Genomic DNA, 15,993 nt, shown 5'->3' with positions numbered 1-15,993 from the left:
ACGGCTTGCGGTCGCAGGCCGTGATCCATCTATTCGCCGATATCAGACGGCGAAGAGGAGGAGGAGAGCGACGAGCAGCGAGAAGATGCCCAGAGCTTCCGTAACGGCGAAGCCGAATACCAGACGGCCGAACTGGCTGTCAGCGGCAGACGGATTGCGCAGTGCGCCGGAGAGGTAGCTGCCGAAAATATTGCCGAGGCCGAGAGCCGTACCGGCCATACCAAAGCAAGCCAGGCCTGCACCGATGTACTTTGCTGCTTCCGCTTCCATGTTGAACTCCTTTGAAATGGTTGTTGCGGCGAATGACTGACGCCCTTTGACGTCGATGTCGTTATCCTTAGTGCCCGCCCGGATGGATTGCATCGTTGAGGTACATGCAAGTCAGCACCGCAAAGACGTAAGCCTGAAGGAAGGCGACGAGGAACTCGAGACCGGTCAGGGCGACGGTCATGATGAGGGGAAGAACGGCGCCGCCGATACCCAGAGCACCCATGGTTCCGAGCGAGGCGACGAAGCCTGCGAACACTTTGAGCGTGATGTGACCGGCGAGCATGTTGGCGAAAAGACGAACCGAGAGCGAAATCGGTCGCGACAGGAAGGAGATGATTTCGATCGTGACGACCAGCGGCAGCAGAATGCCCGGCACGCCCGAAGGCACGAAGACATTCAGGAAGTGGAAGCCGTGCTTATAGAAACCGTAGACGAGAACCGTACCGATAACCAGAATCGCGAGCGCGAAGGTGACGATGATCTGGCTCGTCACCGTGAAGAAATACGGGAACATGCCAAGCAGGTTGGCCGTCAGGACGAACATGAAGAGCGAAAAGACCAGCGGGAAGAACTTCATTCCCTGCTTGCCGGCGCCTTCCTTCAGCATATTGGCGATGAACTCATAGGACATTTCGGCGACCGACTGCGAACGGCCCGGCACGATGGCGCGGTTCGAGGTCGAGAAATAGAGGAAGCCTGCGGCAGCGGCAGCCGAAACGGCCATGAAGAGCGATGCATTGGTAAACGAAAAATCAACTCCGCCGATTTCAATCGGCACAATCTTCTGGATCAGGAACTGATGAGTCGGATCGTTAGACACCGCTTGTTCTCTCTCTTTGGCCCGCAGGACGCGGGGTCATTGCACTGGACCGGAACCGGTCCTTATTTCTTGTCGTCCTTGTCGTCCAGGGGATGGGCCACCACCCCCGCAGAACGCAGCACGTTCAGAACGCCGGCACAAAATCCGAGAAGCAGAAGAACAATCAAACCCCAAGGCGCCGTGCCAACAAAACGGTCGAGGAGATAGCCAAGGAGAGCACCGACGACGATTGCGGAAATGAACTCGCTGGAAAGCTTCATCGCCTGGGCATAACCTTTGCGGCTTACCTCGGCGCGGGCTTCCCTAGCCTCGTCCTGTCCCGTCTCGACACGCTTGGTCGCGAGTTTCGCTCCCAATTGCGCACGGCGCTTTTCAAGACTTTCCTCGCGGTCATCCGCCATGGATCTCTCCTCACCTGTCCGTCGCCCGCACTCCCGCTACCCCGGTCATTCGGACCCCGGACGCGAAGGTTGAGACCCTTCCGGCCCGTTCTGAAGTCGCGCGCAACATAGTTTTAGGGATTAGCATAGTCAAGGCGTAGACAGCTTCTGTCCAGCGAGAAAATAATTCCATCAAATCAAAGAGATAAATCGACTCCGGGTCGATCGCGCAAATTCGACGGAAAGAATCCGCTTTTGCGGGCCGGAAATCGGCTTGCCCCAGCGATTTATCTCAGCTCCAGCCGCCGCCATAGGTGCGATAGAAGACGTGAAGACCGATGCGGCCGACCTTTTCCATGGTCCTTGCCCATTTTGGTCTGACATAGACGGCATGGTAATGCGTCGCCGAACCCACCTGCGGCAGCCAGATCTTGCCTGATGTCACAGCCATCGCTACGTCGCGGGCGACTCGCCAGTGATATTCCGAGTTCACCCTGTCCTTGATGCTGTCGCAGGCGAAGGAAAACTGGCAGCGGTTGCGCCAATCCTCGTTCTGATAGACGACGCCGCAGATGGTCTTCGGATAGGAAGGGTTGCGGACGCGGTTGAGGATGACCTGGGCGACGGCCGCCTGTCCCTTCACCGATTCTCCACGCGCCTCGAAATAGATGCCGGAGGCAAGGCACTGCTGTTCTCGGGCGGAAAAGACGCTCGGCGCCAGCACGCTTGCGGCCCAGGCGTGATCGCGCGGGCCGATCTCCGGAACGAAGCGGCCGCTGTCCTGTTCGGTCAGGATGGAATCGAAGGGCGATTGGCGGGCATAGTCGGGTGTGGCCGGTGCATAGGCGGTGGCCAGAACATCGGCCTTGTTGCTGGTGACGAGGCCTGCGAGCATTGCCGGCACGCCATTATCGGTCACCGCAGGCTGCGTCTTATAGAAAGATGTGGCGATCTCGATTTCCTTGCCCTGGATCTTCGGCTTGACGAAAGCCGACCGGTCCTTGAGATCGAAGCTCGGGGTGAAGAGCATCTTGGTGCGCTCGAGGATCGAGCCGGCGGAAAAATCCTTCGGCGGCTGCATCTTCTCCACGGCGACGACGCGGCCTTTCTTGCTGCCACGGTTGACGCGATCCTCGTCCGGCGTGTCCTCGTGGCCCCTATCCTTGGCAGTGCCCTTGTCCTTGGTATTGAAGGCGACCTTGCGGCCATCGGGCAGCACCATGCCGGCACCGGCGGAGATCGAACCGGTCACCATCGGCTCGGCGAAGGCGAGTTCGGCCTGGTGGATGGAGCCGGCTGGCGAATTGGTCAGCACCATGCGCCAGTTCTCCCCCTCATGATCGAGGCCGGCGAGCATGGCGGCGAGATCGGCATGAGATGCGGCGCTGGGGAAAATCAGCCAGCCGGCGAGACCGAAGATTACGGGCGACACCCAATTCTCGGGAATGAGACGCAGCTTGCTACGGGAAGGGCTCTTTCGACGCAACACGGACTCCGGGCATGGAACGCGGGAACATTCCGTTGAAAGTCTCGCATTAACCTTGATGTCCGGTTAACAGGCCGTGCCGAAATGTGACCGTGAGAAGTTTTGGATGTTCTAATGTGAGGGGTAATCTCGTGTGTTTGGGAACAGCGGTGCAGCACCTCCGGCCTCGATCCCAAGGGATGTCAATGATGAAGCAACAGCAACTTGGTCCAATCTCTCTTGCTCCGGCTACGGAGAAAGGGGACCAAGGCGCCACGACCGTCCTCTTCTCCCCAGCGGGGAGAAGTGCCGGAGCGATAGCGAGGCGATGAGGGGGTGAGCGGCAAAGCCGCGAATGCGCTGAGCGCAAGCGAAGGGCAATGAATGGTATACCGTGTGGCCCCTCATCCGACCCTGCGGGCCACCTTCTCCCCGCTGGGGAGAAGAGGGAGCTCAAATAATAACGTGCGAGCCCAGTTCAACCACACGGTTTGCCGGCAAGCGGAAGTAATCCGAGGGGTTGGCGGCGGCGTTGGCGAGAGCGATGTAAAGCCGGTCCTGCCAGTAGGGCATGCCCGACTTGGCGTCCGGCACCAGCTTGCGTCGACCGAGATAGAAGGAGGTCGACATGATGTCGAACTTCAGTCCGGTCTTGCGCAGTGTCGCCAAGGCCTGCGAGACGTTTTGCGATTCCATGAAGCCGAACAGCAGTTCGACGCGGGAGAAACGCTCGGAAATCTGCTCGACCCTGTAACGGTCATGGCTTGGAACGCGCGGTTTGTTGACCGTGCGGATCGTCAGGATGACGTTGCGGTCGTGAAGCACGTGGTTATGCTTGAGATTGTGCAGCAAGGCGGCGGGGGCGGATTCCGGATCGCTGGTCAGGAAGATCGCGGTGCCCGGAACCTGGGCCGGCGAATGTTCGCTCTTGCGCTCGATCGAGCTGACGAAGGAGGCGAGCGGAATATCGGTATGGCGGGTCTTTTCCATCAGGATCGCGGTGCCGCGACGCCAGGTCCACATAACGACGGTAAAGGCCGTAGCGATCAGAATCGGGATATAGCCGCCGTCGTGGATCTTCAAAAGGTTGGCGCCGAGGAAGATCAATTCGAGCACGACCAGCGGCACGAGCGCGATCACCGCAACCGGCAGCGACCAGTTCCAGCGGGCGCGGACGAATTCGAAGGCCATGATCGAGGTGACGACCATGGCGCCGGTGACGGAGATGCCATAGGCGGTCGCCAGTGCGTCCGATGTCTTGAAACTCAGAACCAGGAAGATGACGCCGATGAACAGCACGGCATTGACCGAAGGCACGAAGATCTGCCCGGTATTGGTTTCCGAGGTGAAAAGGATTTCCATGCGCGGCAGGAAGCCGAGGTTGATGCCCTGGCGCACCATCGAGAAGGCGCCGGTGATGACCGCCTGGCTGGCGATGATCGTCGCTGCGGTCGCCAGGATGACGACCGGCAGCAGCGCCCATTTCGGATACATCAGATAGAAGGGATCGGACATCGTCGCCGGATTGCCGAGAACGAGAGCGCCCTGCCCGAGATAGTTCAGCGTCAGCGCCGGGAAAACCAACAGGAACCAGGCCCACTGGATCGGGCGGCGGCCGAAATGGCCGAGATCGGCATAGAGCGCCTCAGCGCCCGTCACCGTCAGGAAGACGGCGCCGAGCACGACGACGCCGTAAAAGCCCTCATGCAGCAGGAAACTGACGGCGTAATAGGGATTGAATGCGGCGAGGATGCCGTAATCGTCGGAGATATGGGAAATGCCGGCGGCCGCCATGACGAGGAACCAGACGGCGGTGATCGGGCCGAAAAACCTCGCGACGGCGCCGGTGCCGCGCGACTGCACCACAAAGAGCAGCGCCAAGATCACCACCGAGATCGGCACTATGTAATCCGCGAGGCGGGGTGTGACGAGCTTCAGGCCCTCGACGGCCGACAACACGGATAGAGCCGGCGTGATCATCGCATCGCCGAGGAAGAGGGCCGCACCCATCAGGCCAAGCAACATCAGCATGGCGGTATGGCCGTTAGCGGTCTTCATCAGAAGGGCAAGCAGCGACAGCGTGCCGCCCTCGCCGTCGTTGTCGGCGCGCAGCAGGAAGAGCACATATTTAATGGTGACGATAATCGTCAGCGCCCAGATCATCAGCGAGATCAGGCTGATGACTTCGAAACGGGTGAGGCCGTCATGGGCCACCGGTTTCAGCGCTTCGCGAAAGGCGTAGAGCGGGCTGGTACCGATATCGCCGTAGACGACACCGACGGAACCCAGCCCGAGATAGAACAGCTTTTTCGGCGTCATATGGCGTTCGTTCGGATGGCTATCTTCGGACATGAAGGTTTAACAGGCTCCTCAGAGCCAGCCTTTCCAGCGGAAAAAGAAAAAGGGGATGACGGCGGAGATCACCATCAGGGCCAGCGAATAGGGATAACCCGCGGCCCAGGTCAGCTCCGGCATGACCTGAAAGTTCATACCATAGACGGAAGCGACCAATGTCGGCGGCAAGAACACCACCGAGGCAATCGAGAAAATCTTGATGATCGAGTTCTGCTCGATGTTGATCAGCCCGAGCGAAGCATCGAGCAGGAAAGTGATGTTGGCGGCGACGAAGGAAGCATGCTCCGACAGCGACTGGATATCGCGCGAAACGGTGCGGCAGAGCTCCTTCGCCTCGCGGTCCTGCTGGATCGCCGGGATCGTGTGAAAGAACGTCAGCAGGCGGGCAAGCGAACCGAGACTGTCACGCACCTTGCTGATCATCCGGTGGTGGCCGGCAATATCGCGCAGCTTCTCCTCAAGATAGTTCGAGGGCTTGCGCACCTTCTTTGCCCGGTCGCCGAAGACATGCGTCGACAAGATGTCGATGCGCGAGACGGAGATCTCGAGGATCTCGGCGGTGCGGTCGACGATCGTCTCCAAGAGCTTGGCGAGAAGGGCAGCGCCGCTGCGCCAGTTTTCCGGCAAACGGTGGAGGGCGGCGATAAACAGTGCAAAGGACTTGGGATGGGCGTAGCGAATGGTGACCAGGCGGTTTCCAGCCAGGATGAAGGCGACATCGGTCAGCGTCGGCACGTCGGTGTCAGCCTTCCAGAGCAGCGAGGCGGTCATGAAAACGGCGTCGTTTTCGACATAGAGACGGGCGGAAGGCTCTATATCTTTGAGGTCGTCGCGGGTCGGGACCTCTATGCCGAGAATCTTCTCGACATAGAGTTCCTCATCGCGGGTCGGCTCGACCATGTCGATCCAGACGACATCCTCGGGAAAGGACGCGGCATGCGACAGATCGCGAATCTCGACCGACCTGCAATTGGAACAGTAAGCGGTAATCACCGGTCGTCTCTCCGCCTGCATCCAACCTTAAAGGCCGGCATGCGCGTTGTGCTCAACCGCATCGCAGTTCCCAATCCTTCGATCGACAAGACAACTCCGAACTTGCAGGCGGGCCGGCCTCTTCGAAACGAAGACCGCCGTCACTGAGCATCTGCAGCAAAACGCCATCATGGCGCCGCGGCATATGAAGCAAAGCCGTGAAATAATCAAGACATCTTCCGTGAAGCGCGGCTTTTCACCACGTTTCCCCCACAATTTGGGGTATCCGCTGCGGTGATTCGGGCCTGTTAGCGCCTGGCAGCGTACGTGATTCATACGGCGGGCTTAGCCCTTTGTTCCAATCATGCCGTTATCCCGGAACCGCTTCACACTTCCGGGCGGCATGGATTATTCGAAGACGATCGCCGGCGCCGGGCGCTGGGACTGACCGGCGACCTGCTCCCAGACCTTGGCGGCGATGCCGCGATAGATGCCGGCGACGACGCCGTTCGGCTCGGAGGCGACGAGCGGCGTGCCGGCGTCGGAGGTTTCGCGGATGTTCATCGTCAGCGGCACTTCGCCGAGGAAGGGCACGCCGAGGCGCTCGGCCTCCTTGCGGGCGCCGCCATGGCCGAAGATGTCGTAGCGGGTGCCGGTATCCGGGGCGATGAAATAGCTCATATTCTCGACAATGCCGAGCACAGGCACCTCGACCTTGCGGAACATGTTGAGGCCCTTGCGGGCATCGATCAGAGCGAGATCCTGCGGCGTCGAGACGATGACGGCGCCGGCAAGCGGCACCTGCTGGGCCATGGTCAATTGGGCGTCGCCGGTGCCGGGCGGCATGTCGACAACGAGGACGTCAAGTTCGCCCCAGGCGACTTCGCGCAGCATCTGCAGCAGCGCCGACTGGACCATCGGCCCGCGCCAGATCATCGCCGTCTCCTCGTCGACGAGGAAGCCCATCGACATGACCTTGAGGCCATAATTCTCCATCGGATTGATGATGCGGCCGTCGATCTGCGTCGGGCGGCCGGATATCTTCAGCAGTCGCGGCATCGAGGGGCCATAAATATCGGCGTCGAGAATGCCGACCCGAAGACCGTTGGCGAGCAGGCCGAGTGCGAGATTGACGGCGGTGGTCGACTTGCCGACCCCACCCTTGCCCGAGGCGACGGCGATGATGGCGCCGATGCCGGGCACACCGATCTTGCCGGCGCGCGGCGGCTGTTGAGGAGCGTGGGCGCGGCCCGCATGATCATGTTGGTGATCGTGGCCGGCATGGCCGTGAGGCGGGTTCGGCGCAGGGCGGGCAGCCGGAGCGGCGGCGGCCGCCTTCTTGTCGGCGGTCAATGTGACGAGGGCACCTTTGACGCCTGGCATTTCCTTGATGACGCGCTCGGCGGCAAGCCGCATCGGCTCCAGCTCCCTGGCGCGATCGGCCGGGACGGTGATGGAGAAATAAACCTTGCCGTCGGAGATGAAGACGTCGGAGACCATGCCGAGCTCGACGATATCGTGCTCGAGATCGGGCCCACGCACGGTCTTCAGCGTTTCGAGAACCTGTTCCTTGGTGACGTCGGCCATTCCACCCTCACTGCTTCTTCTTGCAGACTGCAGCGCCGCGCGTCTCTCAAGACGCGCAAAGGACGCTGTAGCACTTTGAATTGCTGCATGATTTTAGCCTGATCGACTCCGATCAGGCTAAAATCATGCAGTAGAAATAGTGGAGACGGAAGCCTTCGCCAAACAAAATCATCGGGAGGAAATCGATTGCCGGCGCTCAAAAAGGCGCCGGGGAGAATTGGCGATCCGTTGCGGCCATCAAGTCCGCCAGGCTTTCGCCCTGATGGCCGCAACGGTCTCCCCGAGAACCGGCGCAATCCGGGGCGAACTAGAGCAAGCCGAAGAAAAGACCAGCGAAAAGTGAACAGGGAAGATGAAATCGCAGACAGCCGGGTAAGAAGCGGTGCCAAAACGCAACAACCGCCGCCAACACCGAAGAGCCGGGAGAAAAGCGGCATCGGCGTCGGACAGCGGTGTGTCGGCCGCGCCATTTCCTGGCGCTGGTCTCAAAGCCCCTCTGGACCTCTCGCATCAAGAGATGCAGAAAGCGTGCCAGATAGAAAATCAGGGAAAAGACCGCAAAAGCGCTTGCGGCAGTACCTCGACGGGAAAGACTTGCCTACGGGCTGGGCGGCTTCAAAAGCAGTCGGTTGTTTTCTGCAACTTATTTGATCAGGCCGATGCGCAGCGCCTTGGCGACCGCCTGGGTGCGGTTGACCGTATCGAGCTTCTTGGTGGCGCGGTTGAGGTAGTGATTGACCGTGTGCTCGGACAGGGTGAGGATTTCGGCGATTTCAGCACTGGTCTTGCCGGCCGCCGTCCAGTTGAGGCAATCGATCTCGCGGTCGCTCAGCGTGTCCGTCATGCGCGTATCGAGGTTGCGGATCTCGGCAAGCCTGTCGAAGACGTGGATGGCGATGTAGGAGAGTTCGCGCATCTCTGCCGGGCTGAAGGGTTCGCGGTCGCCGGCAAAAGAGACGGCGCCGCGCAGGCCGGAGGGGTCATGTGTCGGGAAGTAGGCGCAGCGCATCATCTTAAAACGTTCGAACAGGGAGGCAACGAGAATGGACTTGCCGTCGTCCCGCGACCAATTCTGCCGCGACATATCGTAGAAGAAGGGCCGCGCGGATGTTCTGAGCCGCCTGAGGACCGGGCTGTTCACCATCAGGCCCTCCTGGTCGTAGAGGGCCAGAAGCTCGGCCGGCCAGCTGGTGATGACAGTGCTGCCCTGAAGATCGAAGGAAGTGATCGGCGGCAGGTTGAGAACCATGAAGGCACGGCTGCGATAGACTTCCGTCACCCGTTTCATGAAACGGAAAATATCGAACTGGGTCTTCAGGCCCGCTATTTCCTGAACATAATCGTCTTCGTCCGTGGATGTTTGCGACAAGGGTGCCATCACATTTCTTCATCTTCGGCACAGCGGCCGGCAAACCGTTTGCGAAACCTGCCCGCCGCGGCCGGCTCGATTGCATCGGGAAACGACGATCGCTGGTTGGAATCGGCTTCAGCGTTGAGCGTTCTGCCGGTGAACGGTTGTAGATTTCGCGGACCGTTCTAGTTGTGGTGATTCGTCGGCAAATCTCAATATCGCACTCATCATAAGCATGCTCTGCGATTGCGTCCAGCAGGGGGCCGATTGCAATTTTTCCGTCAGCGGCGCGGACCGAGACGGACGCGCATGCCTTCCATGATGCTCGCAGCCGCCAGTTGCACCGGAACGGACCATTGGTGCAGAAGTTCCATCGACAAGCGATAGGCCGGGCCGGTAATCGAAATGCCACCCATAAAGGTCCGATCCTCCGACCAGACCGGTGCGGCAACGCAGCGGATGCCGGCCTCATGCTCTTCGCGGTCGAAGGCATAGCCCTGATCGGCAATCTCGCGGATTTCGGCAAGCAGCGTTTCGGCAGAGACATGGGTCGAGGCGGTAAAGCTGGTGAAGCTCAGGCCGGCAAGCAGATCGACGAGGCTTTCGGCCGGCAGCAGCGAAAGGGCGGCCTTGCCGACGCCGGTGCAATAACAGGGCGAGGCATTGCCGATCTGCGAATACATACGTACCGGCTGGCGGCCTTCGACCTTATCGAGATAGATGATCGACTGCCCTCTCAGAACGCCGAGATGCACCGTCTCGCCGGTCGCCCGCTGCAGATCTCTAAGGTGCGGTTCGGCAATCAGGCGGAATTCATTGCGCGCCCAACTGCGCGCGGCGAAATCGAGCAGGCGCAGGCCAGGCGCATAACGGCCATCGCCATCGAGTTCGAGCAGCCCCTCCTCGACCAGATGGGTGAGCTGGCGATGCAGCGTGCCGCGCGGCTGGCCGGCAAGGGCCAGGATATCGGTGAAACGCAGCGGCGCATCGGCATGGGTGACGAGATCGAGCAGAACCATCAGTTTACCGAGCGTGCCGGTCTCGCGTGCCTGTGCCGTGCTTCCGCCGTTTGAATTCATCACCTTGTCCGCCCTTGACAGAAAGGGCAGTGTAATTCGATAATTCCATATAGTCAAATTAAGTTCCAAATAATAGAACAGCAGACGTGGGGAGGCGACGGTGACCATGATGGCAGCACAATTTCCCGAATTCAAAGACCGAGCCGTGCTGGTGACCGGCGGCGGATCGGGCATCGGTGCTGCGATCGTCGAAGGTTTCGCGCGCCAGGGCGCCAAGGTCTCGTTCATCGATATCGCCGAGATCGCGGGCCGCGAGCTTGCCGAAAGGCTGTCGCGGGAGACTGCGCATCCGGTCTCCTTTCACCATGCCGACCTGCGCGACATCGAGGCGATCCGGCGCACGGTCGATACCGTCATTGCCGATTCAGGGCCGATCCGCGTGCTGGTCAACAATGCCGCCTGGGACGACCGCCATGAATTCGACGCGGTGACCGAGGCCTATTGGGACAACAACCAGGCGGTCAACCTCAAGCACGTGTTCTTCACGTCGCAGGCAGCCGTGCCGTCGATGCGGACGGCTGGCGGCGGGGCGATCATCAATATGTCGTCGATCGCCTTCAAGCTGAACATGGGCGGTTTTCCCGCCTACGCGGCGGCCAAGGCGGCGGTCGTCGGGCTGACGAAGAGTATGGCGGGCAGGCTCGGGCCGGAGAACATCCGGGTCAACTGCATCCTGCCCGGCATGGTGGTCACCGAGCGGCAGATGCAGCACTGGCTCACCGAGGAAAGCATTGCGCGCTCGGTCGAGGATCAGTGCCTGAAGGTTGCGCTCAAACCCGATGCGATCGTCGGTCCCTGCCTGTTTCTTGCATCCGACTGTGCGGCGGCGATGACCGCCCAGTCCCTGATTGTCGATGGAGGCGTTCTGTAATGACAAATCCCGCTTATGTCGCGGTGGACTGGGGCACCAGCAGTTTCCGGCTCTGGCTGATCGGCAGGGACGGCACCGTGCTTGCCGAACGCCGCAGCGGCGAAGGCATGACGAGCGCGGCAAAGACCGGCTTTTCCGCGGTGCTTGCCGGCCATCTCGCCGCCATCGAGACGCCGGAAAACCTGCCGGTGATCGTCTGCGGCATGGCCGGCGCCAGACAGGGCTGGGTCGAGGCCGGTTATATCGATGTGCCGGCGCCGCTCGCCTCGATCCTGACCGGGGCGGTCTCCGTGCCCGGCGAAAGCCGCGACATCCGCATCCTGCCGGGCCTTGCCCAGCGGGACATGGCGAGGCCCGACGTCATGCGTGGCGAGGAAACCCAGCTTCTCGGTGCGCTCGGCCGCGCAAGCTCAGGCGCGCAGGCGGTCTGCATGCCCGGCACGCATTCGAAATGGGTGCATGTGACGGAGAGCAAGGTGACCGGCTTTTCGACCTTCATGACCGGCGAGCTTTTCGACGTCATCAGCAAACACACGATCCTTTCGCATGCCGTGGCCGGTGCGGAAGAGCAGCCGGCGGATGCGGCGGCTTTCGCGGCCGCGGTCTCGGCCGCTTTCGCACGCCCGGCCCTTGCCTCCAACCTGCTCTTTGCCGCCCGTTCCGGCCAGCTCCTGCACGGGATTTCTGCCGCTGCCGCACAAGCCCGGCTTTCCGGTACGCTGATCGGCCTCGAAATCGCCGGGGCGCTGCAGGATACGGCAAACGGCACCACCATCACCCTCGTCGCCTCCGGGCGCCTGCAGGCGCTTTACGAACAGGCCTTCAGAACCCTCTCCCTTGCCTTCACCGCCATCGACGCCGACGCTGCCGTGCGCCGCGGGCTTTCGGCTGCCGCCGAAGCCATCTGGCCGAACTGAGAAAGCTGACACGATGAACCGCATTCCCTTCCCCGACATGAAGCGCCCGCTGATCGCCATCCTTCGCGGCATCCGGCCCGACGAGACCGAAAGCGTCGTCGGTGCTCTGATCGAAAATGGCCTGACGGCGATCGAGATCCCGCTCAACTCGCCGGAACCGTTCAAATCCATCGAGCTCGCCGCGAAGATGGCGCCGGCCGAAGTGCTGATCGGCGCCGGCACGGTGCTGACCGTCGAGGCAGTCGACGGCCTGCATGCGGCCGGCGGCAAGCTGCTGGTCACCCCGAATGTCGAACCCGAGGTGATCATCCGGGCGCGCGAATACGGCATGGTGACGATGCCGGGCGTCTTTACGCCGACCGAGGCGCTGGCGGCTGCGCGCGCCGGCGCCACCGGTCTCAAATTCTTTCCGGCCAGCGTGCTTGGCCCTTCCGGCATTACGGCGATCCGGGCAATCCTGCCGCCGGAGCTGACGATTGCCGCCGTCGGCGGTGTGTCGGACAAGAATTTCGGCGATTACACCAAAGCCGGCATCTTCGCCTTCGGCCTCGGCACCAGCATTTACAAGCCGGGAATGACCGCATCAGAGGTTGCCGAGCGCGCCAAGGCGACCATTTACGCCTATGATGCAGCCATTGGGAGCGCGAACGTATGACCGATATTTATGAGTTCGAGGGCAAAACACTTTGCAATACCAATTCCGTCCTCGGCGAAGGTCCGACCTATGATCCGGACAGCAACACCGTCTGGTGGTTCAACATTCTCGGCAAGGAACTGCACGAGCTCAATCTTTCGACGAGCGAGAAAAAGGTGCACCCGCTGCCTGTGATGGCGAGCGTGCTGGCCCGCATCGACGCCGGACGTCAGCTGATCGCGACGGAGGAGGGACTCTTCGTGCGCGATGTGGCAAACGGCAACCTCACCTTCTACGCCGCGCTTGAAAACGACAGGCCCGAAAACCGTTCGAACGACGGCCGCACCCATCCTTCCGGTGCGCTCTGGATCGGCACGATGAGCAAACGGGCGGAAAACCAGGCCGGCGCTATCTATCATGTCGCCAGCGGCAAGGTGACGAAGATCTTCAATGGCATCAGCATTCCGAATTCGATCTGCTTTTCGCCTGACGGCACGGTCGGCTATTATACGGATTCCCGCATCAACCGGCTGATGCGCGTCATGGTCGATCCGTTGACCGGCCTCCCCTCGGGCGAGCCGATCGTGCTGGTCGACAGCATGGACGAGCCCGGCAGCATCGACGGCTCTGTGGTCGATGCCGACGGCTATCTGTGGAACGCGCGCTGGGGCGCCGGCGTCGTCGACCGCTATAGTCCGGACGGTCTGCGCATCTCGCGCTATATGGTTCCTGCCGTCCAGCCCTCCTGCCCCGCCTTCATCGGCGTCAATGCCGACCGCCTGGCGGTAACGACCGCCTGGGAAGGGCTCGACGAGGATGCCCGTTCGGCGCAGCCGAGCGCCGGCGCGCTGCTGGAACTCGGTATCGACGTCAAGGGCGTGTTCGATCCGGTCTATGTGATCTGAACACGGGATGTCCGAGGCCATCTGAGGCGCTCCCCGACCGGGCGCCTTTTCTGGTTTTGGTGGCAGCTCTTTGATAAATGTTCCGTGAGAATCGAGAAATTTTCCGTGTTTTCAACCGGAACCAATCGGCCCACCACTCATTTTCCTTTCGAACCGGCGCGGCAATCAAACAGGCGTTGCCGGGTCAGCGATTACTCCAGGAAATGAAAGTAGGTTCGAAATGACACGCAAACTCTTGACGACCGTTGCCGCTGGCGCACTGTTTGCCACGGCTTTCGCACCGGCGGCATTTTCGCAGACGGCGCCGCAGCCGGCGGATCCCGCCGCTCCGGCCCAGACGGCTCCCGCCGATCCGGCAGCACCGAAGCCGATGACGCCTGATGTCACCAAACCCGCAGGCGATGCCGCACAGGCTCCGGCCCCGGCACCGACGGCAGATACGGCTCAGGCCGCCTATCTGACGGAGCAGGCTCCGGACCAGATCAGCGCCAACACCTATATCGGCCAGTCGGTCTATAACGGCAACAATGAAAGCATCGGCAGCGTCAACGACCTGATCCTCAAGAAGGATGGCGGCATGGTTGCCGCAATCGTTGGCGTCGGCGGATTCCTCGGGATCGGCGAAAAGAACGTCGCCGTGCCGATGGAAAAGATCACCGTCGCGCAGAATACCCAGGACGGCAGCGTCAAGCTGACGACCAGCGAAACGGCTGAATCGCTGAAGGCCGCACCTGAGTTCAAGACGCTGGCAATGCTGGCGGCCGAAAAGGCTCCGGCTCCGGCTGCGACCGGTACCGATACCACGGCGACTGGCTCGACCACGCCTAAATAATCCGTGCGCGGTAGTATAGCGTAGGCGATGGCGCTCCCAGGGGCGCCATCGTTTTATGCGCTGACACGCTCCGCCATGGTTGGATCGTAATAGTTTTCGTGCAGGAAGCGCAGCGTGGCGATACCGTCGGCCGGACGGCCGAAGTGATAGCCCTGGCCCATGCCGCAGCCGAGTGCGCGCAATTTCACCGCCTCGGCATAATCCTCGATGCCTTCCGCTACGACTTCCAGCTCCAGGCCCTCGCACATGGTCAGGATCGCCTTGATGATGTGTTCGGAGGCGCGATCGGAATTGATCCGCGAGACGAAGGCGCGGTCGATCTTGATCTTGTCGAAGATGAAGTCGCGCAGGCGCCCGAGGCTCGATTGGCCGGTGCCGAAATCGTCGAGCGAGATGCGTACACCGGCGGCGCGCAGATCGGCGATGATGCGGTGAGCGGTATCGGCCGAACTCATCACCGCCGTCTCGGTGATCTCCAGCTCCAGGCGATGCGGATCGAAGCCGACGCGCCCGAGGATCGACAGGACGCTGCTGCTCGTGCCCGGATCCATCAGCTGAGCCGAGGAAAGATTGAACGACAGGAAGAGTTCGCGGGGCCAAGAGAGCGCTGCCTCGGCGGCTTTGCGCAGCAGCGCCTCCGACAGCGCGTCGATGAAGCCGCGCTCCTCGGCGAGCGGCACGAAGACGCCGGGCGAGACGAAGCCGAGATCGGGATCGTTCCAGCGGGCGAGCGCCTCGAAGCCGACGACCTGATTGTTGGACAGCGAGACGATCGGCTGGAAATGCACGTCGATCGCGTCGGAGATGATGGCGTTTCTGAGCGCCTGCTCCAGCTGTGTCGCGCGCTTCATCTCCTGGGCGATCTCGCGCGAATAGACGGTGATCTGGCCGCGGCCGCGGCGCTTGGAACGGTAGAGGGCGGTTTCGGCGCTCTTCAGCAGCTCCTCGCAATCCTCTCCGGCAAAGGGATAGATGGAAAAGCCGAGGGAGGCGGAAAGACGGACGTTGCGGTCGCCGAGGTCATAAGGCGCCGACAACACCTCGCGGATCATCTGGCCGAATTTCTCGGCACTCGCCCGCTCGAAGATCAACGGCAGCACGAAGGCGAATTCATCGCCATCGTGGCGGGTGACCAGCGCGCCATCAGGAATGCAGGCTCTGAGACGATGGGCGACCTGGCAGAGGATTTCATCGCCGGCTGTCGAGCCGAACAGATCGTTGATCGGCTTGAAACTGTCGAGGTTGACGATGCCGATGGTGAAGGGGGCCGGATCGCTGGCGCGCTCAGCGGAGATCTGCAAGACCTTGTCCCGCATGCGATTGCGGTTGCCCAATCCGGTCAGCGGATCGGTATAGGCCATCGCCTGAAGCTCATTCTGACCGACGGTCAAGAAAGCTATGTCCGCCGATTTCATCATCCAAACCCGAGCTTTCCTCCGGAGCCATGCAGAAGAATGACCGGCAGGTCTTAACAATTCGATAGTAAATCAGCGGCATAACCACTTGAACCCGCCCAAAATCTGGGGAGTTGACGGGTATTTTGGCGCCTGCACAC

At 61.2% G+C, this 15,993-nt stretch carries 15 protein-coding genes; 5 read left to right on the top strand and 10 right to left on the bottom strand.

What is annotated here, in order from left to right; all coding sequences use genetic code 11:
- Positions 1–42: 42 nt before the first annotated feature.
- The 9 genes from HFO71_RS09410 to HFO71_RS09370 all read right to left on the bottom strand — a co-directional run bounded on the left by HFO71_RS09410 (position 43) and on the right by HFO71_RS09370 (position 10,279).
- Positions 43–270, bottom strand: a complete 228-nt coding sequence (locus HFO71_RS09410) for a F0F1 ATP synthase subunit C (protein ID WP_003545854.1) — start codon at positions 268–270, stop codon at positions 43–45.
- A 67-nt stretch (positions 271–337) separates the two neighbouring features.
- Positions 338–1,090 carry a F0F1 ATP synthase subunit A gene (locus HFO71_RS09405; RefSeq protein WP_077976598.1) on the bottom strand — a complete coding sequence of 251 codons (753 nt, stop codon included), beginning with the start codon at positions 1,088–1,090 and terminating at the stop codon, positions 338–340.
- 62 nt (positions 1,091–1,152) lie between these two features.
- Complete coding sequence (locus tag HFO71_RS09400; protein WP_077976599.1) at positions 1,153–1,491, bottom strand: AtpZ/AtpI family protein; 339 nt, start codon at positions 1,489–1,491, stop codon at positions 1,153–1,155.
- Positions 1,492–1,762: 271 nt separating this feature from the next.
- On the bottom strand, positions 1,763–2,956 hold the full coding sequence (locus HFO71_RS09395) for a cell wall hydrolase (RefSeq protein ID WP_221954307.1): 1,194 nt from the start codon (positions 2,954–2,956) through the stop codon (positions 1,763–1,765).
- 432 nt (positions 2,957–3,388) lie between these two features.
- Positions 3,389–5,287 carry a potassium transporter Kup gene (locus tag HFO71_RS09390; RefSeq protein WP_131642881.1) on the bottom strand — a complete coding sequence of 633 codons (1,899 nt, stop codon included), beginning with the start codon at positions 5,285–5,287 and terminating at the stop codon, positions 3,389–3,391.
- Between the two features lie 18 nt (positions 5,288–5,305).
- Positions 5,306–6,283, bottom strand: a complete 978-nt coding sequence (locus HFO71_RS09385) for a magnesium transporter CorA family protein (protein WP_077976602.1) — start codon at positions 6,281–6,283, stop codon at positions 5,306–5,308.
- A 387-nt stretch (positions 6,284–6,670) separates the two neighbouring features.
- Complete coding sequence (locus tag HFO71_RS09380; RefSeq protein ID WP_077976603.1) at positions 6,671–7,849, bottom strand: Mrp/NBP35 family ATP-binding protein; 1,179 nt, start codon at positions 7,847–7,849, stop codon at positions 6,671–6,673.
- 643 nt (positions 7,850–8,492) lie between these two features.
- Positions 8,493–9,227 (bottom strand): helix-turn-helix transcriptional regulator, encoded by a 735-nt coding sequence (locus tag HFO71_RS09375; RefSeq protein WP_221970035.1) that lies wholly within the window; start codon positions 9,225–9,227, stop codon positions 8,493–8,495.
- A gap of 254 nt (positions 9,228–9,481) precedes the next feature.
- On the bottom strand, positions 9,482–10,279 hold the full coding sequence (locus tag HFO71_RS09370; protein ID WP_221954306.1) for an IclR family transcriptional regulator: 798 nt from the start codon (positions 10,277–10,279) through the stop codon (positions 9,482–9,484).
- 106 nt (positions 10,280–10,385) lie between these two features.
- On the opposite strand from HFO71_RS09370, the gene HFO71_RS09365 reads away from it, so the two are divergent.
- The 5 genes from HFO71_RS09365 to HFO71_RS09345 all read left to right on the top strand — a co-directional run bounded on the left by HFO71_RS09365 (position 10,386) and on the right by HFO71_RS09345 (position 14,438).
- Complete coding sequence (locus HFO71_RS09365; RefSeq protein ID WP_376774265.1) at positions 10,386–11,150, top strand: SDR family NAD(P)-dependent oxidoreductase; 765 nt, start codon at positions 10,386–10,388, stop codon at positions 11,148–11,150.
- Entirely contained in the window at positions 11,150–12,067 is a 918-nt protein-coding gene (locus tag HFO71_RS09360; protein ID WP_221970037.1) for a 2-dehydro-3-deoxygalactonokinase, read from the top strand. The genes HFO71_RS09365 and HFO71_RS09360 overlap by 1 nt, the downstream gene beginning before the upstream one ends.
- Positions 12,068–12,080: 13 nt before the next feature.
- Complete coding sequence (locus HFO71_RS09355) at positions 12,081–12,722, top strand: 2-dehydro-3-deoxy-6-phosphogalactonate aldolase (protein ID WP_221970039.1); 642 nt, start codon at positions 12,081–12,083, stop codon at positions 12,720–12,722.
- Positions 12,719–13,606 carry an SMP-30/gluconolactonase/LRE family protein gene (locus HFO71_RS09350; protein WP_077976607.1) on the top strand — a complete coding sequence of 296 codons (888 nt, stop codon included), beginning with the start codon at positions 12,719–12,721 and terminating at the stop codon, positions 13,604–13,606. Before HFO71_RS09355 ends, HFO71_RS09350 begins: the two co-directional genes overlap by 4 nt.
- 220 nt (positions 13,607–13,826) lie before the next feature.
- Positions 13,827–14,438, top strand: a complete 612-nt coding sequence (locus HFO71_RS09345) for a PRC-barrel domain-containing protein (protein ID WP_077976608.1) — start codon at positions 13,827–13,829, stop codon at positions 14,436–14,438.
- Positions 14,439–14,491: 53 nt separating this feature from the next.
- Here HFO71_RS09345 and HFO71_RS09340 read toward each other — a convergent pair whose 3' ends face one another.
- The gene (locus HFO71_RS09340; RefSeq protein WP_072639516.1) at positions 14,492–15,856 is read right to left on the bottom strand and encodes a putative bifunctional diguanylate cyclase/phosphodiesterase; all 1,365 of its coding nucleotides are present in this window, start codon (positions 15,854–15,856) and stop codon (positions 14,492–14,494) included.
- Positions 15,857–15,993 lie beyond the last annotated feature (137 nt).

The sequence above is a fragment of the Rhizobium laguerreae genome (genome assembly GCF_019778565.1).
Classification (GTDB): Bacteria; Pseudomonadota; Alphaproteobacteria; order Rhizobiales; family Rhizobiaceae; genus Rhizobium; species Rhizobium laguerreae.
This window is presented reverse-complemented; position numbering and strand designations above follow the sequence as displayed.

What these genes read in the sequence shown, in the direction of transcription:
- HFO71_RS09380 (WP_077976603.1), bottom strand. Translation starts at nt 7,849, where the DNA reads ATGGCCGACGTCACCAAGGAACAGGTTCTCGAAACGCTGAAGACCGTG.
- HFO71_RS09390 (WP_131642881.1), bottom strand. Translation starts at nt 5,287, where the DNA reads ATGTCCGAAGATAGCCATCCGAACGAACGCCATATGACGCCGAAAAAG.
- HFO71_RS09410 (WP_003545854.1), bottom strand. Translation starts at nt 270, where the DNA reads ATGGAAGCGGAAGCAGCAAAGTACATCGGTGCAGGCCTGGCTTGCTTT.
- HFO71_RS09340 (WP_072639516.1), bottom strand. Translation starts at nt 15,856, where the DNA reads ATGATGAAATCGGCGGACATAGCTTTCTTGACCGTCGGTCAGAATGAG.
- HFO71_RS09365 (WP_376774265.1), top strand. Translation starts at nt 10,386, where the DNA reads ATGATGGCAGCACAATTTCCCGAATTCAAAGACCGAGCCGTGCTGGTG.
- HFO71_RS09370 (WP_221954306.1), bottom strand. Translation starts at nt 10,279, where the DNA reads ATGAATTCAAACGGCGGAAGCACGGCACAGGCACGCGAGACCGGCACG.
- HFO71_RS09360 (WP_221970037.1), top strand. Translation starts at nt 11,150, where the DNA reads ATGACAAATCCCGCTTATGTCGCGGTGGACTGGGGCACCAGCAGTTTC.
- HFO71_RS09355 (WP_221970039.1), top strand. Translation starts at nt 12,081, where the DNA reads ATGAACCGCATTCCCTTCCCCGACATGAAGCGCCCGCTGATCGCCATC.
- HFO71_RS09400 (WP_077976599.1), bottom strand. Translation starts at nt 1,491, where the DNA reads ATGGCGGATGACCGCGAGGAAAGTCTTGAAAAGCGCCGTGCGCAATTG.
- HFO71_RS09375 (WP_221970035.1), bottom strand. Translation starts at nt 9,227, where the DNA reads ATGGCACCCTTGTCGCAAACATCCACGGACGAAGACGATTATGTTCAG.
- HFO71_RS09345 (WP_077976608.1), top strand. Translation starts at nt 13,827, where the DNA reads ATGACACGCAAACTCTTGACGACCGTTGCCGCTGGCGCACTGTTTGCC.
- HFO71_RS09350 (WP_077976607.1), top strand. Translation starts at nt 12,719, where the DNA reads ATGACCGATATTTATGAGTTCGAGGGCAAAACACTTTGCAATACCAAT.